The sequence below is a fragment of the Streptomyces sp. NPDC050422 genome (assembly GCF_044458665.1).
Taxonomy (GTDB): domain Bacteria; phylum Actinomycetota; class Actinomycetes; order Streptomycetales; family Streptomycetaceae; genus Streptomyces.
In genome coordinates this window covers 67551-90958 of the sequence record NZ_JBITIE010000010.1, presented here as the reverse complement: position 1 = coordinate 90958, position 23408 = coordinate 67551, and the positions used below count along the sequence as shown (strand labels likewise).

Here is a 23408-nt window from a genome sequence, read left to right as displayed (position 1 = left end):
CCCGTGTCGAAGAAGCGTGCGACGCACGACAGTTGCACCCATGAACGGCCTCTACGCTCTCAAGCCCTGGTACGCGAACCGGCTCTCCGGTGTCCGCGCCTCGCTGGTCCGCCGTGAGGTGTCGCCCGACACCCTCACCGCGGCCGGCGTCGTCGCCGCTGCCGGCGGGGCCGCCGCACTGGCCTGGCTGCCCGCCGGCCCCGCCGCCCTGCCGGTCGCCGCACTTCTCGCGGCCCGGCTCGCCTTCGCCAACCTGGACGGGGCGCTGGCCCGCGACACGGGCCGCACGACCAAGCGCGGTGCGGTGCTCAACGAGCTCGGCGACCGGGTCGCGGACCTGGTCGTACTGACCGGTTTCCTGGCCCTCGCCCCTCTCTGGCTGGTGGCCGTCACCGCGCTCGCGGCGACGCTGCCGTCCTGGGTGTCGCTGGCCGGCGCCGCGGCCGGTGCGCCCCGGCGCAACGGCGGACCGGTCGGCAAGACCGAACGCTGCCTGCTGGTCGTGGTCGCCGCGGCGAGCGGCTGGAGCGTACCGGTACTGATCGTGATCGCCGTCGGCTCGCTACTCACGGCGGCGCTCCGGCTGGCCGGGCTGTGGAGGGAGCTGGCATGAGCGCCGTACTGATCGCCGAGGAGGCGGCCGCGCGGGCGGTTCCGCTGGTCGCGGGTGTGCTGGGGGCGGGCGGGGTCGCGGTCGCGGTCCTTCCCTCGAAGGTGCGGATGCGGGCCGAACTGCGCAGGCGGTGGCGGACCTGGGCGCTGGTCGCGCCGGTCTTCCTGGGCGCGTACTTCCTGGGCGGCGGCGGTGCGTACGCCCTGGCCGCCGGGCTCGGGGTGATCGCTGTGAGCGAGTTCGTCCGGATGGCGGGGCTGCGACGTGGCGACCACGTGGTGCTGGCGGCGGCCGCGGTCGCCCTCCCGGCGCTGGCCTGGCTGGCTCCGCACCTCCTGGACCTGCGGGCGGCGGCGCTGCTGCTGGTCGCGGCCGCGCTGCCGTCGGTGCTGGCCGGGGACGACCGGACGGGCTTCACCCGCACGGCCCGCACCGCCTTCGGGCTGCTGTGGATCCCCGTCGCGCTGACCGGTCTGGTGTCGCTCGGCGACACGGCTGTGGCGGTGGGCCTGGCGGTGGCGCTCGGCGATGTCGGCGCCTGGTGCGGGGGCACGGCGCTGGGCCGGCGCGGCGCGCTCGCCCGGCCGCTGTCGCCGCTCTCCCCCAACAAGACCTGGGCGGGCGTGCTCGGCGCGGCCGTCGCGACGGCCGTACTCCTGCTGGTGCTCGGCGAGTTCAGCCTCCCGCTGTGGGCGGCCGTGATCGGCGGCTGTGTACTCGGCGACCTGATCGAGTCCATGGTCAAGCGCGAGTCGGGGGTCAAGGACGCGGGCAGCTGGCTGCCCGGCTTCGGCGGCCTGCTCGACCGGATCGACTCCCTGCTGGTGGCCCTTCTCCTGGCGACGGTGATGACCTGATGAGTACGCTCCTGAACATCCCGGCCCGAGCCGTGCTCCCGCGCCGTTCCCGTGTCGCCGCCGCGCTCCGGCGCGGCCTGTGGTGGGGCGTGCTGAGCCTCACCGGCGGGGTCGAGCGGCGTGGCCGGCTGCCGCGCGGCGGCTGTGTGGTGGTCGCCAACCACTCCTCGCACGCGGACACCGCGGCACTCCTCGCGGCGCTCGACGCCCGGCACAGCCCGGCGATCGGGGCAGCGGCCGACTACTGGTTCGCCTCCCCGTGGCGGCGCCGGATCTGCCGCAGGCTCGCGGCCGGCTTCCCGGTGCGGCGGGGCGGCGGCGGCATGGAGGACCTGCTCACGATGGCCGGTGAACTGCGGGCGGGCCGCGCGGTCGTGCTGTTCCCCGAGGGCACCCGGGCCAAGGACGGCGCACTGGGCTCCTTCCACCGGGGCGCGCTGGTCCTGGCCGAGGAGGCGGGGGTGCCGGTCGTGCCGGTCGGGATCGCGGGCACGGACCGGTTGCTGCCCAAGCACGGGCGCCTGCGTTCGTCGCTGGTCCGGGTGACGATCGGTGAACCGCTGCCGTCGGCCGTCTCCCCGGAGGAGGCCCGCGACGCGGTGGTGGCGCTGCATGCGCGTACGTCCGCCGAGCCGCTGAGGGACTCCGCGACGCGCCGCAGGGTCGCGGCGGTCGTCACCTCGCGCTGGGGTGTGCCCCTGGCGTTCTGCTGGGCGTTCGCGGAGGCGCTGAGCTGGCCGCTGATGCCGGAGCTGCTGCTGGGCGTCGTGTGCGTGGCGGTGCCGCGCGCGGCGCTGAAGATGTCCCTGGGCGCACTGGCCGGCAGCCTGGCGGGCGGTCTGCTGGCGCTGCACCTGGCCTCGGCCGGCGTGCACCTGCCGGCGCCGCTGACGACGGACCGGATGCGGGCGGAGGTCCGGCACGAGCTGGCCCTGGAGGGTGCCTCCGCCGTGCGCCACCAGCCGTGGAACGGCATCCCGTTCAAGGTGTACGGCGCCGAGGCGGGACGCGCCGACGTCCCCGCGCTCGACTGGCTCACCGCGTCGGCGGCGGCCCGGGGCTCCCGCACGCTGACGGTGGGCCTGGCCTTCGCCGGCTTCGGCCTGCTGCTGCGCCGCCACCGCCGCCGGTACGGCCACTACCTGGTGCTGCTGGGCGGCGGGTTCGCGGCGGGGCTGGCGCTGATCGTGCACGGCTGGGGCTGAACCGCCGAGGGCGGAAATGGAAACCGCCTCCCGGCCGGCAGGGGAACCGGTCGGGAGGCGGAGTTCGGGGCGGGGGCCACCAGGGCGGCCCCCTGGGCGGTCAGCCCTGGTGGGGGTAGGTGTACTCGGTCGGCGGGACCAGCGTCTCCTTGATGGCCCGGGTCAGGGTCCAGCGCTGGAGGTTCTGCGGGGCGCCCGCCTTGTCGTTCGTACCCGAGGCACGGCCGCCGCCGAACGGCTGCTGGCCGACGACGGCGCCGGTCGACTTGTCGTTGATGTAGAAGTTGCCCGCGGCGTACCGCAGCTTCTCCATCGTGTACGCGGCCGCGGCTCGGTCGTTCGCGATGACGGCACCGGTCAGGGCGTAGTCGGAGACCGACTCCATCTGCTCCAGCATCTCGTCGAACTTGTCGTCCTCGTAGACGTGGACCGCGAGGATCGGGCCGAAGTACTCGGTCGTGAAGACCTCGTTCTCGGGGTCGCTGCACTCGATGACGGTCGGGCGGACGAAGTAGCCCACCGAGTCGTCGTACGTGCCGCCCGCGATGATCGTGCACGCCGGGTCGGCCGCGGCGCGGTCGATGGCGGCCTTGTTCTTCGCGAACGAGCGGTCGTCGATGACGGCGCCCATGAAGTGCGACAGATCGGTGACGTCGCCCATGGTGATGGAGTCGACCTCGGCCGCGAACTTCTCCTTGAAACCGGAGTTCCAGATGGAGGCCGGGACGTAGGCGCGCGAGGACGCCGAGCACTTCTGGCCCTGGTACTCGAAGGATCCACGGGTCAGCGCGGTCTTCAGGACGGCGTGGTCGGCCGACGGGTGGGCGACGACGAAGTCCTTGCCGCCGGTCTCGCCGACGAGCCGCGGGTAGGTGCGGTAGTTGGCGATGTTGTTGCCGACCGTCTTCCACAGGTGCTGGAAGGTGGGGGTCGAGCCGGTGAAGTGGATACCGGCCAGGTCGCGGTGGTTCAGGGCCACCTCGGAGACGGCGATGCCGTCGCCGGTCACCAGGTTGATGACGCCCTTGGGCAGACCGGCCTCCTCGAGGAGCTGCATCAGCAGCACGGCGGCGTGGGTCTGGGTCGGGGACGGCTTCCAGACCACCACGTTGCCCATGAGGGCCGGGGCGGTGGGCAGGTTGGCCGCGATGGCCGAGAAGTTGAACGGCGTGATCGCGTAGACGAAGCCCTCCAGCGGGCGGTGGTCCATGCGGTTCCACACACCGGCGGAGTTAGCCGGGGGCTGCTCGGCCAGGATCTGGCGCGCGTAGTGCACGTTGAAGCGCCAGAAGTCGACGAGCTCACAGGGGCAGTCGATCTCGGCCTGCTGGGCGGTCTTGCCCTGGCCGAGCATCGTGGAGGCGGCCAGCGTCTCGCGCCAGGGGCCGGAGAGCAGCTCGGCGGCGCGCAGGATGATGGCGGCGCGGTCGTCGAAGGCCATCGCGCGCCAGGCCGGGGCGGCGGCGAGGGCGGCGTCGACCGCGTCCTGGGCGTCCTGCTCGGTGGCGCCGGCGTACGTGCCGATGACGGCCTTGTGGTTGTGCGGCTGGACGACGTCGAAGCGCTCACCGCCACCCATCCGCTTCTCCCCGCCGATGGTCATCGGCAGGTCGATCGGGTTCTGGCTGAGCTCCTTGAGCTTCGCCTCCAGGCGGGCGCGCTCCGGGGAGCCGGGGGCGTAGCTGTGCACCGGCTCATTGACGGGGGCGGGGACCTGGGTCACGGCGTCCATGAGTTACCTCTTCCGAGTGAATTGCCGACCTCAGCCGGGAGGAACTGAAGTCCTGTACGTATATTGCGCGGCGGTCAGGGCTTGACCGTCACAAGCTCGCTTCGGCGGGTGACTGAGAAGCCTCAAGGGGCGGAGTCACGGTGTTTCCGTAGCTCCTTCGGGAGGCAGCGCGGAACGGGTCCGGCTCAGCCGGGCGGCGGGCGGTGGTTGTCGCCTCCCAGGATGCGCCTGGGGGGCGACAACCGCCGCTCACCCCTTGGTGAGGATGGAGCGGCCGAAGAACAGAAGGTTGGCCGGCTTCTCCGCGAGGCGGCGCATGAAGTAGCCGTACCAGTCGGTGCCGTACGCGGTGTAGACACGCATGCGGTGGCCCTCGGCCGCGAGCCGGATGTGCTCGTCGCTGCGAATGCCGTACAGCATCTGGAACTCGTACTCGTCGAGCTTGCGGCCGGCCTTGCGGCCCAGTTCCTGGGCGATGGCGATCAGGCGGGGGTCGTGGGACCCGATCATCGGGTAGCCCTCGCCCTCCATCAGCGTCCTGAGGATGCGGACGTACGCCTTGTCGATCTCGGCCTTGTCCTGGTACGCGACGGAGGCGGGCTCCTTGTAGGCGCCCTTGACGATGCGCACGCGGCTGCCGGCGTCGGCCAGGCGGCGGGCGTCATCCTCGGTGCGGAACAGGTAGGCCTGGATGACGCATCCGGTCTGCGGGTGGTCCTTCCGCAGCTCCTCGTGGATGGCGAACATCGAGTCGAGGGTGGTGTGGTCCTCGGCGTCCAGGGTGACCGTGGTGCCGATCGCGGCGGCGGCCTCGACGACCGGGCGGACGTTGGCGAGGGCCAGCTCGTGGCCCCCGGGGAATGCGGGGGCGAGCCCGAAGGGCTCTCCGTTGAGGGTGGTGGCGGGCGACGGGAGGGACTGGCCGAACATGGAGAGCTTGACGGACATCTCCGCCTTCGTTCCCAGGCCGAGCTCCTTGAGGCGGCCGATGAGCTCCAGGTAGGCGTCGCGCGCGGCGGCGGCCTGCTCGGGGGTGGTGATGTCCTCGCCGACCACGTCGAGGGTGACTTCGAGGCCCTTGCCGGTGGCGTCCTCGATGATCGGGACGACCTGCTCGACCGACTCACCGGCGATGAACCGGTCGACGACCTGCTTCGTGCCCGGGGCTGCCGAGATGAAACGGCGCATCTTGTCGCTGCGTGACGCGGCGAGAATCACGGGACCCAGCACGGGGCACCTCCACGGAAAGTACGAACGAAGGCCGAACCGCCACAAGTGCCCGATAGGGAACAGAAGCGGTACAGCACGGAGAACCACCGTGAAATCTAAGGATCCCTCCGATCCTGTGCCATCGACAGCTGTCACGCATCCGTGCCCTGGATCTCAGACATATGTCTGAAGGGGTGCGAGAATGGCCGGGTGAAGGGCGATTACCAGGAGCTGGTCGACGAGATCTCCGCACTGCTCGGCGTCCCCGCGACGCTGGAGAACCGGGACTTCGGCCTGGTCGCCTTCGGAGCCCACGACAGCGACGACGACACGGCGATGGACCCGGTCCGCACCCGTTCGATCCTGACCCGCCGCTCCACCCCGGCGGTCCGCGCCTGGTTCGAGAACTTCGGCATCACCCGCGCCACCGGCCCCGTCCGCATCCCGGCCGCCCCTGAGGCCGGTGTCTACCGGGGCCGGATCTGTCTGCCCGTACGCCATCGGGGTGTCGTGCTCGGCTACGTATGGCTGCTGGACGCCGACCCGGGGCCGACCGACCAGCAGCTCGACGCGGCGATGGACGTGGCGACCCGGATCGGGGCGCTGCTCTCCGACGAGGCGCGGGCGGGCACCGATCTGTCCCGGGAGTTCGGCGCGGTGCTCACGGCGGGGCGCGGCTGGCAGCGCGACATGGCGGTGGCCGCGTTCACCGAGGCGCTGGGCCCGGATGCGGAGGGGCTGCACACCGTGGTGTGCGTGGCCCCATGGCCGGACGACCCGCCGTCGGCGCGTACGGTACCGTCGGCGGCCGCCCTGTCCGGCGTGACCTCCCCGGGCGGTACGGGGGGTCCGGCTCTGGCCGCGCTCGTCCGGCTCCGGTCGCACGACGTGCTGGATCCGGCGCTCACCGCCGCCGGCCGGCTGCGCACCACCGCGGGGGCGGCCGCCACGGCGGGGATCGCGGTCCCCCGCCGCGGCCTGGCTGAGCTGGCCGACGCGTGGCACGAGGCCTCGGCCGCGGCTCGGGCGGCAGCGGCGGAGACGCGGTTCGGCCCGGTCGCCGAGTGGTCGGCCATCGGCCCGTACCGCCTGCTGACCGCGCTCGTCCCCGGCACACCGGCGGACCACACGGTCCGCCCGCTGCTCGCCCCGCCGCACCGGGACCTCGCCCGTACCGCCGAAGTGTTTCTCGACTGCGCGGGCCAGGCGTCCCGGACCGCGGCCGAGCTGGGCATCCACCGCCAGACGCTGTACTACCGCCTCTCCCGGGTCCAGCAGCTCACCGGCCTCGATCTGAACGACGGCGAGGACCGGCTGCTGCTGCACATGGCGTTGAAGGCGTCCCGGCTCTGAATCCGCCGCGCCCGACGCCGGGACTGCGGGCGGCCCCCTCGGTCAGTGAGGTGCGTCCGGGGCCTCGGTGTGGACGACCCGCCCCTCCAGCACCGCCTTCAGCCCGTCCGTCAGGTCCTGCGCGGAGGGCGCCGACTCACTGTCCATCAGCCACTGGACCATGACACCCGCGAGCAGCGCCTGACAGAAGAGTCCGGCCACCCGGGCCTTCTCGGGTTCGGCCTCGGGGTCGATGCCCAGCATGTTCTCGACCAGTCCGTTGCGGCCCTCGCGCTGCGGGCCGGCGAGGGCCTTCTTCAGCTCGGGGTCGGAGTCGATCCGCGAGATGACCTCCATCTGGAGCTGCCAGACGGCACGGGTCTGCTCGTAGCTCCCGATCACCCGCTCCCAGGTCTCGCGGAACTGGTCGAGGGGGGCGGCGGGTATGTCCTGGGCGGCCTCGGCCGCGTCGCCGTCCTTCGTCAGCACATCGCCCCACTCCTCCGTCACCTTGAGGAAGGCGAGGTTGAGCAGGGCCTCCTTGGAGCCGTAGTGGTAGCCGATGGAGGCGAGGTTCGTTCCCGAGGCCGCCACGATGTCGCGCGCCGTCGTCCGGGCGTACCCCTTCTCCAGCAGGCAGCGCTTGGCGCCTTCGAGCAGATCCTCACGATGTCCCATGACAGCAGCGTACCCGGCATGCAGACGTTTGTGTAAGACGTACGTCTACATACCGGGTACCAAGGATCCGAGATCCGTGCCGGGGAGATCTCAGCCGGTGAGGTTCACCGAGCGGGCCGAGGCCGCGCCGATCTCCGAGGAGATCTCGGTGAGCACCGACGCCGGGACGTCGTCGTCGACGGTGAGGACGACCAGTGCCTCGCCGCCCACGTCGGCCCGGGAGACCTGCATGCCCGCGATGTTCAGCCCGGCCTCGCCGAGGATCTTGCCGACCGCGCCGACGACGCCGGGGCGGTCGTCGTAGCGGAGCACGACCATGTGGTCGGCGAGCGCCAGGTCCACGTCGTGCTCGCCGATCGCGACGATCTTCTGGAGGTGCTTGGGGCCGGCCAGTGTGCCGGAGACCGCGACTTCCTGGCCGTCGGCCAGCGTGCCGCGCACGGTGACCACGTTGCGGTGGTCGGGCGACTCGGAGCTGGTGGTGAGGCGGACCTCGACGCCGCGCTCCTGCGCGAACAGCGGGGCGTTCACGTACGACACGGTCTCGTCGACCACGTCCTCGAAGACGCCCTTGAGCGCGGAGAGTTCGAGCACCTTCACGTCGTGCTGGGTGATCTCGCCGTACACCTCGACGTCGAGACGGGCCGCGACCTCGCCCGCGAGCGCGGTGAAGATCCGGCCGAGCTTCTCGGCGAGCGGCAGTCCGGGGCGGACGTCCTCGGCGATGACGCCGCCCTGGACGTTGACCGCGTCCGGCACGAGCTCACCGGCGAGCGCGAGGCGCACCGACCTGGCGACCGCGATACCGGCCTTCTCCTGGGCCTCGTCCGTGGAGGCGCCCAGGTGCGGGGTGCAGACGACCTGGTCGAACTGGAACAGCGGGGAGTCCGTGCAGGGCTCCTTGGTGTACACGTCGAGGCCGGCGCCGGCGACGCGGCCCTCCTTGAGGGCGGAGGCGAGCGCCTCCTCGTCGACGATGCCGCCGCGCGCGGCGTTGACGATGCGCACCGAGGGCTTCACCTTGTGCAGCGCCTCGTCGCCGATCAGGCCGAGCGTCTCCGGGGTCTTGGGGAGGTGCACGGTGATGAAGTCGGAGACCTCCAGCAGCTCGTCCAGCGAGAGGAGCTTGACGCCCATCTGCGCGGCCCGCGCGGGCTGGACGTAGGGGTCGTACGCGACGATCTTCATACCGAAGGCCGACATGCGCTGGGCGACCAGGACGCCGATGCGGCCGAGGCCGACGACGCCGAGGGTCTTCTCGCTCAGCTCGACGCCGGTGTACTTCGAGCGCTTCCACTCGCCGTTCTTGAGCGCGCTGTTGGCCTGGGGGATGTTGCGCGCGGTGGCGACGAGCAGACCGCAGGCGAGCTCGGCGGCGGTGACGATGTTGGAGGTCGGCGCGTTCACGACCATCACGCCGGCCTTGGTGGCCGAGGAGACGTCGACGTTGTCCAGACCGACGCCCGCGCGGGCGACGACCTTCAGCTTCTTCGCGGCGGCGATGGCCTCGGCGTCGACCTTGGTGGCGGAGCGCACCAGGATGGCGTCGACATCGACGATCGCGGGGAGGAGCTCGGCGCGGTCCGCGCCGTTGCAGTGCCGGATCTCGAAGTCCGGTCCCAGGGCGTCCACCGTGGCGGGCGACAGCTCTTCAGCGATGAGTACGACAGGTTTCGAGCTCACGTGAGTCCTCACAGATCCAGTGCGGACGGCCGTCCCGACGGCCGCAGGCGGTGGAGGGGCTTGCCGCGTGGAAGACGCACGACACTGTGGGCCTGACGCGTGTATGTGTGGAGAAGTGTAGTCATGCGCGAGGACGCATACTGCGCCCCGTTGGAAGGATCACCCACAAGAGGCTGGACGACTTGTACACACGTACGACGCCGCCTCTTCCAGCGGGTGAAACACGGCGGATGCCCGGAGGGCGGGTCCGGGACCCGCCCCCCGGGCGCCGGTACTACGCGTCGTCGTCGTTGACCCAGCTCATGAGCTTGCGCAGCTCACGGCCGGTGGTCTCCAGCAGGTGGTCGCTGTCGGCCTTCTTGTACTCGTTGTACTTGGGCAGACCGTTGTGGTACTCGGCCATCCAGGCGTTGGCGAAGGTGCCGTCCTGGATCTCGGTGAGGACCTTCTTCATCTCGGCCTTGGTGTCGGCCGTGATGATCCGCGGGCCGGTGACGTAGTCGCCCCACTCGGCGGTCTCCGAGATCGACCAGCGCATCTTCTCCAGGCCGCCCTCGTACATGAGGTCCACGATGAGCTTCAGCTCGTGAAGGCACTCGAAGTACGCGATCTCCGGCTGGTAGCCGGCCTCGGTCAGGGTCTCGAAACCGGCCTTCACCAGGGCGGCGGTGCCACCGCAGAGAACGGCCTGCTCACCGAACAGGTCGGTCTCGGTCTCCTCGGTGAAGGTCGTCTTGATGACGCCGGCGCGGGTGCCGCCGATGCCCTTGGCGTACGAGAGGGCGAGCTCCAGGCCCTTGCCCGTGGCGTCCTGCTCGACGGCCACGATGCACGGAACGCCGCGGCCCTCCTCGTACTGACGGCGGACGAGGTGGCCCGGGCCCTTGGGGGCGACCATGCAGACGTCGACGCCGGCCGGCGGCTTGATGAAGCCGAAGCGGATGTTCAGGCCGTGGCCGAAGAACAGCGCGTCGCCGTCCTTGAGGTTGTCCTTGACGGACTCCTCGTAGACCTGGGCCTGGATCGGGTCCGGAACCAGGATCATGATGACGTCGGCCTCGGCGGACGCCTCGGCCGGGGTCACCACGCGCAGGCCCTGCTCCTCGGCCTTGGCCTTGGACTTGGAGCCCTCGTGCAGACCGACACGGACGTCGACACCCGAGTCGCGCAGCGACAGCGCGTGGGCGTGGCCCTGGCTGCCGTAACCAAGGACCGCGACCTTGCGGCCCTGGATGATGGACAGGTCGGCATCGTCGTCGTAGAACAGCTCGGCCACTGGGTCTTCTCCTTGGTGTGCAGGTGTTGCGTCCCACCGTACGGCGGGGTGCGTCAGTTACGTTTTCGGGTCTCGCCATGCGAGCGGCGCGACGGACCCGCGGTGCTTACGCCGAGCGGTCGAGGGCGCGCAGCGACCGGTCGGTGATGGAGCGCGCGCCACGTCCTATGGCGATGGTGCCGGACTGGACGAGCTCCTTGATGCCGTACTGCTCCAGCATCTTGAGCATCGCCTCCAGCTTGTCGGCGCCGCCGGTCGCCTCGATCGTGACGGCCTCCGGGGAGACGTCCACGGTCTTGGCGCGGAACAGCTGGACGATCTCGACGATCTGGGAGCGGGTCTCGCTGTCGGCGCGGACCTTCACCAGGACGAGCTCACGCTGGATCGCAGCGGACGGCTCGAGTTCGACGATCTTCAGGACGTTGACCAGCTTGTTGAGCTGCTTGGTCACCTGCTCCAGGGGCAGGCCCTCGACATTCACCACAATGGTGATGCGGGAGATGTCGGGATGCTCGGTGGTACCGACCGCGAGCGAGTCGATGTTGAAACCGCGGCGGGAGAACAGTGCGGTGATCCGGGCGAGGACACCGGGCTTGTTCTCGACCAGGACGGAGAGCGTGTGCTTGGTGGACATGTGAGTCGGTCTCTCTCTGTCTCTCAGTCGTCTTCGTTGTCGCCGAAGTCGGGGCGGACACCGCGCGCTGCCATGACCTCGTCGTTGGAGGTGCCGGCGGCGACCATCGGCCACACCATGGCGTCCTCGTGAACGATGAAGTCGATGACGACCGGCCGGTCGTTGATCGCGTTGGCCTCGGCGATGACCTTGTCCAGGTCGGCCGGGTCCTCGCAGCGGATCGCGTAGCAGCCCATGGCCTCGGACAGCTTCACGAAGTCCGGCACTCGGGTGCCCTTGGCCGCGTTGCCGTCCGTGTCGGCACCGGAGTGCAGCACGGTGTTGGAGTACCGCTGGTTGTAGAAGAGGGTCTGCCACTGGCGGACCATCCCGAGCGCGCCGTTGTTGATGATGGCGACCTTGATCGGGATGTTGTTGAGCGCGCAGGTGGTGAGTTCCTGGTTGGTCATCTGGAAGCAGCCGTCGCCGTCGATCGCCCAGACCGTGCGGTCGGGCATGCCCGCCTTGGCGCCCATCGCGGCGGGGACCGCGTAGCCCATCGTGCCCGCGCCGCCGGAGTTGAGCCAGGTGGCGGGCTGCTCGTACTGGATGAAGTGCGAGGCCCACATCTGGTGCTGGCCGACGCCCGCGGCGAAGATCGTGTCCGGCGGGGCGAGTTCGCCGATGCGCTGGATGACCTGCTGCGGCGAGAGGCTGCCGTCCTCCGGCAGGTCGTAGCCGACCGGGTAGGTCTCGCGCCAGCGGTTGAGGTCCTTCCACCAGGCGCTGTAGTCGCCCGTGTTGCCCTCGGTGTGCTCGGCCTGGACCGCCTGGACCAGGTCGGCGATGACCTCGCGGGCGTCACCGACGATCGGGACGTCGGCGGCACGGTTCTTGCCGATCTCCGCCGGGTCGATGTCTGCGTGGACGATCTTGGCGTACGGGGCGAAGCTGTCCAGCTTGCCGGTGACCCGGTCGTCGAACCGGGCGCCGAGGGCGACGATCAGGTCGGCCTTCTGCAGCGCGGTGACGGCGGTGACCGAACCGTGCATGCCGGGCATTCCCACGTGCAGCGGGTGGCTGTCGGGGAAGGAGCCGAGCGCCATCAGTGTGGTGGTGACGGGCGCTCCGGTGAGCTCGGCCAGGACCTTCAGCTCGGCTGTGGCGCCGGCCTTCATGACGCCGCCGCCGACGTACAGCACCGGGCGTGCGGCCTGCGCGATGAGCTTGGCGGCCTCGCGGATCTGCTTGGCGTGCGGCTTGGTCACCGGGCGGTAGCCCGGCAGGTCCATCACCGGCGGCCAGGTGAAGGCCGTCTTCGACTGCAGCGCGTCCTTGGCGATGTCGACGAGGACCGGTCCGGGGCGGCCGGTGGAGGCGATGTGGAAGGCCTCCGCGATCGTGTGCGCGATGTCCTCGGCGCGGGTGACCAGGAAGTTGTGCTTGGTGATCGGCATCGTGATGCCGCAGATGTCGGCTTCCTGGAAGGCGTCCGTGCCGATGGCGGCGGAGGCCACCTGACCGGTGATCGCGACCAGGGGCACCGAGTCCATGGCCGCGTCGGCGATCGGGGTGACCAGGTTGGTGGCGCCCGGCCCCGAGGTGACCATGCAGACACCGACCTTGCCGGTGGCCTGCGCATAACCGGTGGCCGCGTGACCCGCACCCTGCTCGTGGCGGACCAGGATGTGGCGGACCCGGGTGGAGTCCATCAGCGGGTCGTACGCCGGAAGGATGCAGCCGCCGGGGAGACCGAATACGGTGTCCGCCCCGACTTCCTCGAGAGAGCGAATGAGGGACTGCGCGCCCGTGACGTGCTCAACGGTGGCGGACGACGATCCGCCGTTACGGGCCCGCGGCTGGGGATGGTGGGCCCCGGTGGCCTGCTCGGTCATCGGCATTCTCTTCTCGAAGCTGAGGGTTTTTGCGAGTGTTTTGCGATGGTTTGCGTGGTGCCGGTGCAACAAAAAACCCCTCGTGCCGTGAGGCAGGCGAGGGGAGCGCGTCGGTGCGGTCTGCAGAGTGTCATCGAGCAACTCTGCTTCAGCCGACGCGCTTTCCAAGTACGAGAATTCGGGTGCGCATGGCATTGACCCTCTCTCCGACGCACTCGGCATGTCAAGTGGGTGGGACGGGAGTCTCAGCATGTGAGCCGGTGAGGAGGGGAATCGAGCCTCCCGCCAGGACCGGCTGGACGGCCGGACTGCCGGGCACCGGGAACTCACCCCGGACCAGGGCGCGGCGCAGCCGGTACTCGTCCAGCGGCCCGGAGAAGGCCATGCCCTGGCCGTGCGTACAGCCCATGGCGCGCAGGGCGAGGACCTGTTCCGGTACGTCGACGCCGTCGGCCACGGACTGCATGCCGAGGTCGCAGGCGATCCGCAGCAGCCCGCTGGTGATCTTGTGCAGCCGGGCGGACTCGACGACGCCCTCCACCAGGCCGCGGTCGAGCTTCAGTACGTCGATGGGGAGCCGACGCAGGGCGTTGATCGCGGCGTAGCCACTGCCGAAGCCGTCGAGCGCGATCCGTACGCCGAGGCGCCGCAGGGCTACCAGGCGCTGTTCGAGCTCGTCGAAGGAGATCCGCGGGTCGCTGTCGGCGACCTCGATCATCAGGGCCCCGGAGGGCAGCCCGTACCGCGTCAGGAGCGCCTCGACGGAGCCGAACGGCAACCCCTTGTCGAGCAGCCTGCGGGCGGAGAGCCGGACGGCGACGGAGACGTGGTGACCGGCCCTGGCCCGGTCCGCGGCCTGCTCGACGGCCTCCTCGAGGAGCCAGCGGCCCAGTTCCGCGGTGCGGTCGCTGTCCTCGGCCACGCGAAGGAACTCGGCGGGCGTGAAGAGGATGCCCTGGGCCGAGCGCCAGCGGGCCTGGGCCGCGACGGCGGCGACGGTGCCGGTGGCGAGATGGACCACGGGCTGGTGCAGCAGCGCGAACTCGCCGTCGCGCAGGGCGGTGCGCAGCCGGGCCGCCAGTTCGGAGCGGCGCACCACTTCGGCCTGCATCTGGGGGGCGTACAGCTCGACGCGGTCCTTGCCGCCCGCCTTGGCGCGGTACATGGCCAGGTCGGCGTTGCGCATGAGGTCGTTGGGGGTGATGCCGGGCTCGGCGAAGGCGACCCCGATGGAGGCGGTGACCCGGACCTCGCCGGCGCCGATGCGATAGGGCTGGGAGAGCGTGAGGCGCAGCCGGTCGGCGATCTCGTGGACCTGGTACTCGCGGGCCGACTGGTCGCGTCCGCCGTCGCCGACGATGAGGGCGGCGAACTCGTCCCCGCCGAGGCGGGCCGCGGTGTCCCCCGTCCGGACGGACTCCTGGAGGCGGCGGGCGGCCTGGATCAGGAGCTCGTCGCCGGCCTGGTGGCCGAGCCGGTCGTTGGCCGCCTTGAAGCCGTCCAGGTCGATGAAGAGCACGGCGGTACCCACGTCGCCGGCCCGTCGGCCGCCCAGCGCCCTGCGGACCCGGCCGGTGAAGAGCGCACGGTTGGGCAGGTCGGTGAGCGGGTCGTGCTCCGCGTTGTGCTGCAACTGCGCCTGCAGGCGGACCCGTTCGGTCACATCCCGGCTGTTGAGGATCAGGCCGCCCTGGTGGCGGTTGACGGTGGACTCGACGTTCAGCCATTCGCCGGTGCCGGAGCGGAAGCGGCACTCGATGCGCGTGGTGGGTTCCTCACCGGGCGGGGCGGCGAGGAACCTCCGCACTTCGTGGACCACCCGGCCGAGGTCCTCGGGATGGATGATCGAGGCGAGCTCGGCGCCGACGAGGTCGTCCGCCTCGCGCCCGTAGACCCCGGCGGCCGCGGGGCTGACGTAGCGGAGTATTCCGGAGGGCGCGGCGATCATGATGACGTCGCTGGAGCCCTGCACCAGGGAGCGGAAGTGGTTCTCCTTCTGCGCCAGTTCCTGGGTGAGGGCGATGTTGTCGACGAGCATGATGCCCTGCCGGACGACCAGCGCGAGCACCACCGTGCACCCGGTGAAGACCACGATGCGGTCGACCCGGCGGCCCTCGATGACGTTGTAGAGGATGCCCAGGGTGCAGACCGCTGCGGCGAGGTAAGGCGTCAGCGCGGCGAGTGAACCGGAGATGGGGCGGCTGGTAGCACGGGACGCGGGACGTGGCCCTTCGGTGTCGTCCTCGTCCCGGGCGACGCCCCAGGGGGCGTACGCGAGGAGCAGCGACCCGGCGAACCAGCCGGCGTCGAGCAACTGGCCGGACCGGTAGCTCTCACGCAGCAGCGGCGAGGTGAACAGGGCGTCGCACAGGACGGTGAGGGCCAGTGCGGCGATGGCGGTGTTCACCGCGGCGCGGTTGACGCTGGAGCGCCGGAAGTGCAGGGCCAGCACCATGGACACCAGCACGATGTCCAGGAGCGGATAGGCCAGCGAGAGAGCGGCGCGGGCCACGCTGGCGCCCTCGACATCGGCCAGGTGGGCGGTGTGGGCGAGGGCGAGGCTCCAGGAGAGCGTGAGGAGCGATCCGCCGATCAGCCAGGAGTCGAGAACCAGACAGACCCAGCCGGCCCGGGTGACGGGGCGCTTGGCGAGGACGAGCAGTCCGACGATGGCGGGCGGCGCGAAGCAGAGGAAGAAGAGGTCGGCCAGGGAGGGACTGGGCACCTCGGCCTCGCGCACGAACTCGTACCAGCCCCAGACCCCGTTGCCCGCGGCCGCCATCAGGGAGGAGAGCGAGAACAGCAGCCAGGCCGGCCGGAACCGGTTGTCCGCCGAGCGTGCGAACAGGAAGCAGGACACGGCGGCGACCAGGGCGGCCGCGCTCAGGCCGAAGTCCCCCATGAACACCGCGAGTCGCTCCGAGCCCCAGTCCACGGCGGCACCCACCGCGTATCCCGCGCAGACGAGGGCGAGAAGGAGGCGCGGCACCATCGCAGCCCGGCCCACGGCCGGCCGGCCGGCCAGGAACGCCCCGCGGGTGCTCGCCGGCGCGCTCACCGCGGTGCCCCCGACGTCGCCGGGCGGCTGCGGCGCCGGCGCACCGGACGCGCCGGCGGCAGCCGCCGACCGCCCCGCCGTGTCGGATCGTTCGCCCATCGGCCGTACATCGCCCGTCGCCCCCTCGCGTGTGGCTTCCTCCCCGGGCGCCGTCCCTTCCACGGCGCAGGCCCCCTTTCGGGACGATACACCAGACTCGTCACACAGGGACATAGTTCCTCTACTCTCCGTGACGACCAGCGGAGTTGTCGGCACGGAGGGATACGGAACGTGCCCGTAGCGTGTTCAGCCGATGGTGCGTACGACGTTGTGGACCGCCTCCCCCGCGGCGAAGCGGCTGAGCTGTCCGGCGAGCAGACGCTTGGCGCGCGGCAGGAACGCCGAGGTGCTGCCGCCGACGTGCGGAGTGACGAGGACGTTCGGAGCATGCCAGAGGGGATGGCCGGAAGGGAGCGGTTCCGGGTCGGTGACGTCGAGGGCGGCGTGCAGCCTGCCGGACTCGAGTTCGGACAACAGGGCCTCGGTGTCGACGACACCGCCGCGGGCCACGTTCACCAGCAGTGCCCCGTCCCGCATCGCGGCGAGGAAGTCCGCGCCGACCAGCCCCTGCGTGGACGGGTTCAGCGGGGTGGACAGAACGACGACATCGGCCTCGGGCAGCAGTGCCGGCAGGTCGTCGAGTGTGAGTACGGGCCCGCGTGCGGTTGTCCGTGCGGAGCGCGCGACGCGCGCCACCCGCGCGCACTCGAAGGGCGCGAGCCGGTCCTCGATGGCGGAGCCGATCGATCCGTACCCCACGATCAGCACGGACTTGTCGGCGAGCGCCGGATAGAAGCCGGACCGCCACTCCTCCTTTTCCTGGCCGCGCACGAATCCGGGCAACCCGCGCAGCGAGGCGAGGATCAGCGTGAGGGTGAGCTCGGCGGTGGACGCCTCGTGGACCCCCTTGGCGTTGCACAGCCGTACGCCCGCGGGCAACAGCCCGAGGCCCGGCTCCACATGGTCGATGCCCGCGGAGAGCGTCTGCACGACCCGGACCCCGCTCATGCCGTCGAGCGGACGGACCGCGACCGCCGGTCCCTTCATGTAGGGGACGACGTAGAAGGCGCAGTGCGCGGGGTCGGCGGGGAAGTCCTGCCCGCCGTCCCAGAAGCGGTAGTTGAGACCCTCGGGGAGCCCTTCGATGTCGTCGGCCTCGAAGGGCATCCATACGTCGGGAACATCGGCGGAATACGTGGTGGAAGTCATGGTCAGGAGGCTATGCGAAGCCCGGCGGGGCGCAGAGGTTAGTTTTGGGGGTGCGGTGCGAGGGAGGGTTCGGGGAGTTGGAGCGCAGAAGTCTCGGTGCGGCGGCGCTCGCCGTGGGTGCGGTCGGCCTCGGCTGCATGCCGATGAGCTGGGCGTACAGCGCCTCTCGGCAGCGTGGTGACGAGGCGTTGCGTGCGGTGCACGCGGCGCTCGACGCGGGCGTCGACCTGCTCGACACCGCCGACATGTACGGGCCGTTCACCAATGAGCATCTGGTGGGGCGGGCGTTGAAGGGGCGCCGTGAGCAGGCGTTCCTCTCCACCAAGTGCGGGCTGCTGGTGGGCGATCAGCACATCGTGGCCAACGGCCGTCCCGGCTATGTGCGGCGAGCCTGCGATGCCTCGCTGCGGCGGCTGCAGACGGATGTGATCGATCTGTACCAGCTCCACCGGGCCGACCCCGAGGTGCCCGTCGAGGAGACCTGGGGTGCGATGGCGGATCTGGTGTCCGCCGGCAAGGTGCGGGCGCTCGGGCTGTGCGCGGTCGGTGCCAGGGCCGCCCGCCGGCGGGGCGCGCGGACGCACGACGAAACGATCCGGCAGCTGGAGCGGGTCCAGCAGGTCTTTCCGGTGAGCGCGGTGCAGGCGGAGCTCTCCGTGTGGTCCCCGCAGGCGTTGGAGGCGCTGGTGCCGTGGTGTGCGGCGCGCGGGGTCGGGGTGCTGGCGGCGATGCCGCTGGGCAGCGGCTATCTGACGGGGACGCTCACTCCGGGGCAGGGCTTCGAGCCGGAGGACCTGCGGGCCAGGCATCCGCGGTTCACCGCCGAGATGATGGCCGCGAACCAGCCGGTGGTGGTGGGGCTGCGCCGGATCGCGGAGCGGCACGGGGCGACGCCGGCGCAGGTCGCGCTGGCCTGGGTGCTGCGGCAGGGGCCACAGGTCGTTCCGGTGCCGGGGACCAAGCAGGCGCGGTGGGCCGTCGAGAACGCCGGGGCGGCCGGGCTCGCGCTGACGGCTCAGGACCTCGATGAGATCGACCGGCTTCCGGCCGCACGCGAGTCGTGGGACTGAGCGCCCGTACACGGGCCTCCGCGTGTGAAGTTTGATCGCCGAGCGAGAAAGTCCCCGGGCTTCGGGAACCCAGGGCGCGGCTGCGGTGTAAGAACAGGGGACAGACGGTCGTCGAAGGGGTCGGTGCTGTGCGCGGTGCGAGGTTCGGATCTGTGCGGGAACCGGTGGAGCGTCGCGCGACGCCCCGCGGGAGCGGTCGCGGTGCACGGCGTGGAGCGGTGGCGGCGCTGGCGGCCGGCGCCCTGATGCTCGCCGCGGGATGCTCCTCGCAGGAGGGGGCCGAGAGCACCGCGGGCCAGGGGGCGAGCTCACCGGCCGGTTCACCCGCGGCCTCGTCGAGCCGAGCGGCCTCCCCGTCCACGTCGCCGTCGGCCTCGCGCCCTGCGGCCGATCTGCCGCCCGCCAAGGGCTCGGTGAAGGTGGTGTCGACGCTCACGGAGGGCCTGGACTCACCGTGGGGTCTCGCGGAGCTGCCGGACGGCGATCTGCTGGTGTCCTCGCGCGACAAGGGGACGATCACCCGGATCGACGCGAAGAGCGGGAAGAAGACGCTGCTGGGCGCCGTGCCGGGGGTGGCACCGGCCGGCGAGGGCGGGCTTCTGGGGATCGCGGTCTCCCCCGACTACGGCACGGACCACCTGGTGTACGCCTACTTCACCACCGCTTCGGACAACCGCATCGCCCGCATGCTCTACGACGAGAACGGGACGAACCCCGGCCAGTTGCTGGGCGCCCCGGACACGATCCTGCGGGGCATCCCGAAGGGCTCCGTCCACAACGGCGGCCGGATCGCCTTCGGCCCGGACCGCATGCTGTACGCGGGCACGGGCGAGACGGGGGACGACGGTCTGGCGCAGGACAAGAAGTCGCTGGCCGGCAAGATCCTTCGGATGACCCCGGACGGGGAGCCGTTGCACGGCAATCCGCAGGCCGACTCCGTGGTGTATTCGTACGGTCACCGCAATGTGCAGGGCCTGGCCTGGGACGGGCACAAGCAGCTGTGGGCGTCCGAATTCGGCCAGGACACCTGGGACGAACTGAACCGGATCGTGCCGGGCGGGAACTACGGCTGGCCGGAGGTCGAGGGCAAGGCCGGCCAGGCCGGATTCATCGATCCCGTGGCACAGTGGAAGACGTCCGAGGCGTCCCCGAGCGGTATCGCCTTCGCCAAGGGTTCGATCTGGATGGCCGGTCTGCGGGGTGAGCGGCTCTGGCGGATTCCGCTGTCCGGTACGGCGGACAAGGAACCTCTGGCGGCACCTCAGTCGTTCCTGAAGGGGAAGTACGGCCGTCTGCGCACCGTGCTCGCGGCGGGCGGCAACAGACTCTGGCTCGTGACGAGCGAGACGGACACCCGTGGCACCCCGAAGCCGGGAGACGACAGGATCCTGGTGGTCGAGGTGCGTTAGCGGCCAGCAGAAGGCGGAAGGGTGCGCGGCCCGTGTTCAACTTCTTCGAGGAACTCTTCGCCCCCGGCCGCAAGCACACCGCCGAGGAGCAGAAACGGCTGGAGCTGACCCGGGTGGATCTCGGCGTCGGCGATCCCGCGCGTGGTCCCATCGACCTGACCTCGGGCAAGGTCGTGGTCCGCCGCCGTGACGATGACGGTGACGGTGACCCCGGAGAGTCGGACGGGGACCGCGGCGACAGGGACGACGGCGACGCGGACGACGGCTCCGGCGGCGCCGGTGCGGACGGCGACGGCGACGCGGACGGGGGCTGACCCCGCCCGGGTGGCGCCCGGGCTGCGGCTCTACGAGTCCTTCGGCATCCGGTACAGCCGCAGCCGGTGGGCGAGCGCGGCCGCCTCGCCGCGGCCGGTGACGCCGAGCTTGGCCAGGATGTTGGAGACGTGCACACTCGCGGTCTTGGGCGAGATGTAGAGCTCCTCCGCGATCTTGCGGTTGGTGTGGCCGGCCGCCACGAGCCGGTGGACGTCCTGCTCGCGCGGGGTCAGCCCGAAGGACTCCACCGCGGCGGCCGCCGCGGCCCTGAGCTGTTCCTCCGAATGGTCCTGGCCTCCCCCGCCCCGCTCGTCGCCGTGGTCCGGGACGGTCACGGCCACCGGGATGGCGCCCCCGGGGCCCGGTGCGGAGCCGTGGGCGGCATCGGGGTCGGTGAGGGTGATGCGTGCGCGGCCCGCCAGCAGCTCGATGGTCTCCATCAGCGGGCGCGCCCCGAGGCGCTGTGCGGTGCCGTGGGCGTCGCGCAGCAGTGTGGTGGCCGCGGCCCGGTCGCCGGAGGCGACGAGCAGGGCCTCCGCCCAGCGGTGGCGGATCTGCGCCATTTCGTACGGACGGTGCAGCGGGGTGAAGACCTGGGCGGCGCGGGACCAGTGGTCCGGGGTGTCGAGGCCTTCGGCCCGGGCCAGTTCCGCGTCGATCAGCACGACGTGGGCGGCCCATACGGGGACGAGCGCCGGCAGCCGCTTGAGGTGGGTCCGCACGAGCGCGAGGATGTCCGGCCGGCCCGGTTCGGTGGCGGGCAGCCCCCGGGCGTCGGCCTCCGCCGCCGCGACGACGTGCAGCAGCGGGAAGGCGTACCGCTGGGTGCCGGGCGGGAAACCCTCCGCCGACTGGGCCTCGAAGGCCGCCCGCGCCTCCGGCAGGCGCCCCTGCTGCACGGCGATGGTGAGGGTGTGGCGGACGATGTTGATGAAGTGCTGCGGCTGCGGATCGTTGGAGCCGAAACTCCTTCTGGTGAGCGCGAGTTGGCGTTCGGCCTCGTCGAGGTCCCCGCGCGCCAGGGCCACTTCGGTGCGGCGTGCGGCGACGAGGCCCTGTGACTTCCGGGACAGCGCCTTGCGGGAGGCGGCCTCGGTGGTGGCCAGGGCCTCGTCCCAGCGGCCGAGGGAGAACAGCGACATCGCCTGGTTGGTCCGGGCCCAGGACTCCATGTCCGCGACACCGTGGCTGTGGCAGACCTTGATGCCGTGGTCGGCGGCGGCCACCGCCTCCAGCGACCGGCCCATGGCTTCGAGGGTGGAGGGGAGGTTGATGGCGGCCCGGCCCATGACGCCGATGAGGCCCAGCTCGTCGGCACGGTCACGGACGGCGTACAGCTCGCCGATGCCCTCGTCGACGGCTCCGGCGTCGGCGTTCAGCCATCCTCGGGTGAGCCGTGCCTGCAGCTCGATGTACTCGTCGCCTACCAGCCGGGCGTACTCCACAGCCCGGTCCGTGGCGGCGAGGGTCTGGGCGCCGGGCCGGTGCAGGGCGCCCCAGCCGGCCACACTCGTCAGGACGTCCGCGTGCACGGCCGACGGGGGCAGGCCGCGGACCAGTTCCTCCGCCGTGGCGAGTTCGTCCCAGCCGTCGCCCCGGGTGAGGTCCTGGACCAGGCGGGAGCGCTGGACCCAGAACCAGGCAGCGCGCAGGGCGTCGTCCTCGCCGTCCAGGATGCGCAGGGCCTTCTTGCAGAGGGTGAGGGCCCGTTCGCGCTCGCCGCCGAAGCGGGCGGCGACGGTGGCCTCGGCCATCAGGTCGAGGTGGCTCAGCGGGGCGGATCCGTCACGGCCGCAGGCCGGATAGACCTCGGCGTAGTCGATGGGGCGCAGCGTGCCGCGTATCGCTTCGGGGGCGTCATCCCACAGCTCCATCGCCCGTTCCAGAAGCCGTAGTTGCTCGGCGTAGGCGTTGCGGTGGCGTGCTTCGACGGAGGCTTTCAGTACGGCGGGCAGGGCCTTGGCCGGATCGTGCGCCCCGTACCAGTAGCTGGCCAGGCGCGTGGCGCGTTCCCCGTCGCGGACGAGGGCGGGGTCGGCCTCCAGGGCCTGGGCGTATCGGCGGTTGAGCCGGGAGCGTTCGCCGGGGAGGAGGTCGTCGCTGACGGCTTCGCGGACCAGGGAGTGCCGGAAGCGGTAGCCGTCGCCCTCCGGGGTGGTCAGCAGCAGATTGGCGCCGACGGCTCCGCGCAGGGCCTCGATGAGCTCGTCCTCGGCGAGGCCTGCTACGGCGGCCAGCAGTTCGTACTCGACCGCGGAGCCGCCCTCGGCGATGATCCGGGCGACTCTCTGGGCGTCGTCGGAGAGGGCCTCGACCCGGACGAGGAGGAGGTCGCGCAGGGAGCCGGGCAGCCCGGCGCCGTCGCCGCACTCCAGACTGCAGGCGAGTTCCTCGACGAAGAAGGCGTTTCCGTCGGAGCGCTCGAATATCTCGTCCACGAGGGCGGGTTCGGGGGTGCCCGCGAGTATGCCGGTGAGCTGGCGGCGGACCTCTGCCCGGTTGAACCGGGGGAGCTCTATGCGCCGCACGGTGCGCAGCCGGTCCAGTTCGGCCAGCAGGGGACGCAGCGGGTGGCGGCGGTGGATGTCGTCCGCGCGGTAGGTGGCGATGACGACGAGGCGGCCGCTGCGCAGCGTACGGAAGAGGTAGGCGAGCAGGTGTCTGGTGGAGGAGTCGGCCCAGTGCAGGTCCTCCAGGACGAGCACGACGGTGCGGTCCGCGGAGATGCGTTCCAGCAGCCTGGCGGTGAGTTCGAAGAGGCGCGCCGTGCCGAGTTCGTCGGCCGTGTCCCGGCCGGCCTCGCCGAGTTCCGGAAGGAGCCTGGCCAGTTCGCCCTCCTGGCCCGCGCAGGCGGCGGCCATTGCCTCGGGCAGGGTGCGGAGCAGGGCGCGCAGGGCGGTGGAGAAGGGGGCGTACGGCAGGCCGTCGGCTCCGATCTCCACGCAGCCGCCGACGGCGACGACTGCCTCGCGGCGGACCGCCACCGCGAGGAACTCCTCGACCAGCCGGGTCTTGCCGACACCCGCCTCGCCGCCGATGAGGAGCGCCTGCGGCTCGCCGCCGCCACCGCCGGTCGGGGCGGTGCCGGCGGCGGTGGCGCGGGCGAGTGCGTCGGTGAGCGTGGTGAGTTCACCTGCGCGTCCGACGAACACGGGACTGACTGACCTGGTCTCCACGTCGCCGAGCATCGCACACGGGTCCGACAACGCGGTGCC

17 protein-coding genes are annotated in these 23408 nt (G+C 71.4%); 7 read left to right on the top strand and 10 right to left on the bottom strand.

What is annotated here, in order from left to right:
• Positions 1 to 40: 40 nt before the first annotated feature.
• From ACIBJG_RS17220 to ACIBJG_RS17210, 3 genes are read left to right on the top strand one after another with little or no spacing between them, the layout of a single operon-like run.
• Positions 41 to 613, top strand: coding sequence for a CDP-alcohol phosphatidyltransferase family protein (locus tag ACIBJG_RS17220; protein ID WP_399308354.1), 573 nt, complete (start codon positions 41 to 43; stop codon positions 611 to 613).
• On the top strand, positions 610 to 1470 hold the full coding sequence (locus tag ACIBJG_RS17215) for a phosphatidate cytidylyltransferase (RefSeq protein WP_399308353.1): 861 nt from the start codon (positions 610 to 612) through the stop codon (positions 1468 to 1470). The genes ACIBJG_RS17220 and ACIBJG_RS17215 overlap by 4 nt, the downstream gene beginning before the upstream one ends.
• Entirely contained in the window at positions 1470 to 2675 is a 1206-nt protein-coding gene (locus ACIBJG_RS17210; protein WP_399308352.1) for a lysophospholipid acyltransferase family protein, read from the top strand. Before ACIBJG_RS17215 ends, ACIBJG_RS17210 begins: the two co-directional genes overlap by 1 nt.
• A gap of 100 nt (positions 2676 to 2775) precedes the next feature.
• Here ACIBJG_RS17210 and pruA read toward each other — a convergent pair whose 3' ends face one another.
• Together pruA and ACIBJG_RS17200 are read right to left on the bottom strand one after the other, a co-directional pair.
• Positions 2776 to 4407 carry an L-glutamate gamma-semialdehyde dehydrogenase gene (pruA, locus tag ACIBJG_RS17205; RefSeq protein ID WP_399308351.1) on the bottom strand — a complete coding sequence of 544 codons (1632 nt, stop codon included), beginning with the start codon at positions 4405 to 4407 and terminating at the stop codon, positions 2776 to 2778.
• Positions 4408 to 4656: 249 nt separating this feature from the next.
• Positions 4657 to 5637, bottom strand: a complete 981-nt coding sequence (locus ACIBJG_RS17200; RefSeq protein ID WP_399308350.1) for a proline dehydrogenase family protein — start codon at positions 5635 to 5637, stop codon at positions 4657 to 4659.
• A 189-nt stretch (positions 5638 to 5826) separates the two neighbouring features.
• Here ACIBJG_RS17200 and ACIBJG_RS17195 point away from each other — a divergent pair, with 189 nt between their 5' ends.
• Complete coding sequence (locus ACIBJG_RS17195; RefSeq protein ID WP_399308349.1) at positions 5827 to 6969, top strand: PucR family transcriptional regulator; 1143 nt, start codon at positions 5827 to 5829, stop codon at positions 6967 to 6969.
• 42 nt (positions 6970 to 7011) lie between these two features.
• Here ACIBJG_RS17195 and ACIBJG_RS17190 read toward each other — a convergent pair whose 3' ends face one another.
• The 7 genes from ACIBJG_RS17190 to ACIBJG_RS17160 all read right to left on the bottom strand — a co-directional run bounded on the left by ACIBJG_RS17190 (position 7012) and on the right by ACIBJG_RS17160 (position 17399).
• On the bottom strand, positions 7012 to 7626 hold the full coding sequence (locus tag ACIBJG_RS17190; RefSeq protein ID WP_399308348.1) for a TetR/AcrR family transcriptional regulator: 615 nt from the start codon (positions 7624 to 7626) through the stop codon (positions 7012 to 7014).
• Positions 7627 to 7716: 90 nt separating this feature from the next.
• The gene (serA, locus tag ACIBJG_RS17185) at positions 7717 to 9309 is read right to left on the bottom strand and encodes a phosphoglycerate dehydrogenase (RefSeq protein WP_399308347.1); all 1593 of its coding nucleotides are present in this window, start codon (positions 9307 to 9309) and stop codon (positions 7717 to 7719) included.
• Between the two features lie 274 nt (positions 9310 to 9583).
• Entirely contained in the window at positions 9584 to 10585 is a 1002-nt protein-coding gene (gene ilvC / locus ACIBJG_RS17180; RefSeq protein ID WP_399308346.1) for a ketol-acid reductoisomerase, read from the bottom strand.
• Between the two features lie 106 nt (positions 10586 to 10691).
• Entirely contained in the window at positions 10692 to 11219 is a 528-nt protein-coding gene (gene ilvN, locus ACIBJG_RS17175) for an acetolactate synthase small subunit (RefSeq protein WP_399308345.1), read from the bottom strand.
• A 23-nt stretch (positions 11220 to 11242) separates the two neighbouring features.
• Entirely contained in the window at positions 11243 to 13099 is a 1857-nt protein-coding gene (locus ACIBJG_RS17170; RefSeq protein ID WP_399308344.1) for an acetolactate synthase large subunit, read from the bottom strand.
• A gap of 217 nt (positions 13100 to 13316) precedes the next feature.
• Positions 13317 to 16085, bottom strand: coding sequence for a putative bifunctional diguanylate cyclase/phosphodiesterase (locus tag ACIBJG_RS17165; protein WP_399308552.1), 2769 nt, complete (start codon positions 16083 to 16085; stop codon positions 13317 to 13319).
• A 351-nt stretch (positions 16086 to 16436) separates the two neighbouring features.
• Entirely contained in the window at positions 16437 to 17399 is a 963-nt protein-coding gene (locus tag ACIBJG_RS17160) for a 2-hydroxyacid dehydrogenase (RefSeq protein WP_399308343.1), read from the bottom strand.
• Between the two features lie 77 nt (positions 17400 to 17476).
• Here ACIBJG_RS17160 and ACIBJG_RS17155 point away from each other — a divergent pair, with 77 nt between their 5' ends.
• From ACIBJG_RS17155 to ACIBJG_RS17145, 3 genes are all read left to right on the top strand, one after another.
• Positions 17477 to 18469, top strand: coding sequence for an aldo/keto reductase (locus tag ACIBJG_RS17155; RefSeq protein ID WP_399308342.1), 993 nt, complete (start codon positions 17477 to 17479; stop codon positions 18467 to 18469).
• A gap of 218 nt (positions 18470 to 18687) precedes the next feature.
• Entirely contained in the window at positions 18688 to 19878 is a 1191-nt protein-coding gene (locus tag ACIBJG_RS17150) for a PQQ-dependent sugar dehydrogenase (RefSeq protein WP_399308341.1), read from the top strand.
• A gap of 32 nt (positions 19879 to 19910) precedes the next feature.
• Positions 19911 to 20192, top strand: a complete 282-nt coding sequence (locus ACIBJG_RS17145; RefSeq protein ID WP_399308340.1) for a DUF6191 domain-containing protein — start codon at positions 19911 to 19913, stop codon at positions 20190 to 20192.
• Positions 20193 to 20222: 30 nt separating this feature from the next.
• Here the strand turns inward: ACIBJG_RS17145 and ACIBJG_RS17140 are convergent, their stop codons facing one another.
• Positions 20223 to 23381, bottom strand: a complete 3159-nt coding sequence (locus tag ACIBJG_RS17140) for an AAA family ATPase (RefSeq protein WP_399308551.1) — start codon at positions 23379 to 23381, stop codon at positions 20223 to 20225.
• Positions 23382 to 23408 lie beyond the last annotated feature (27 nt).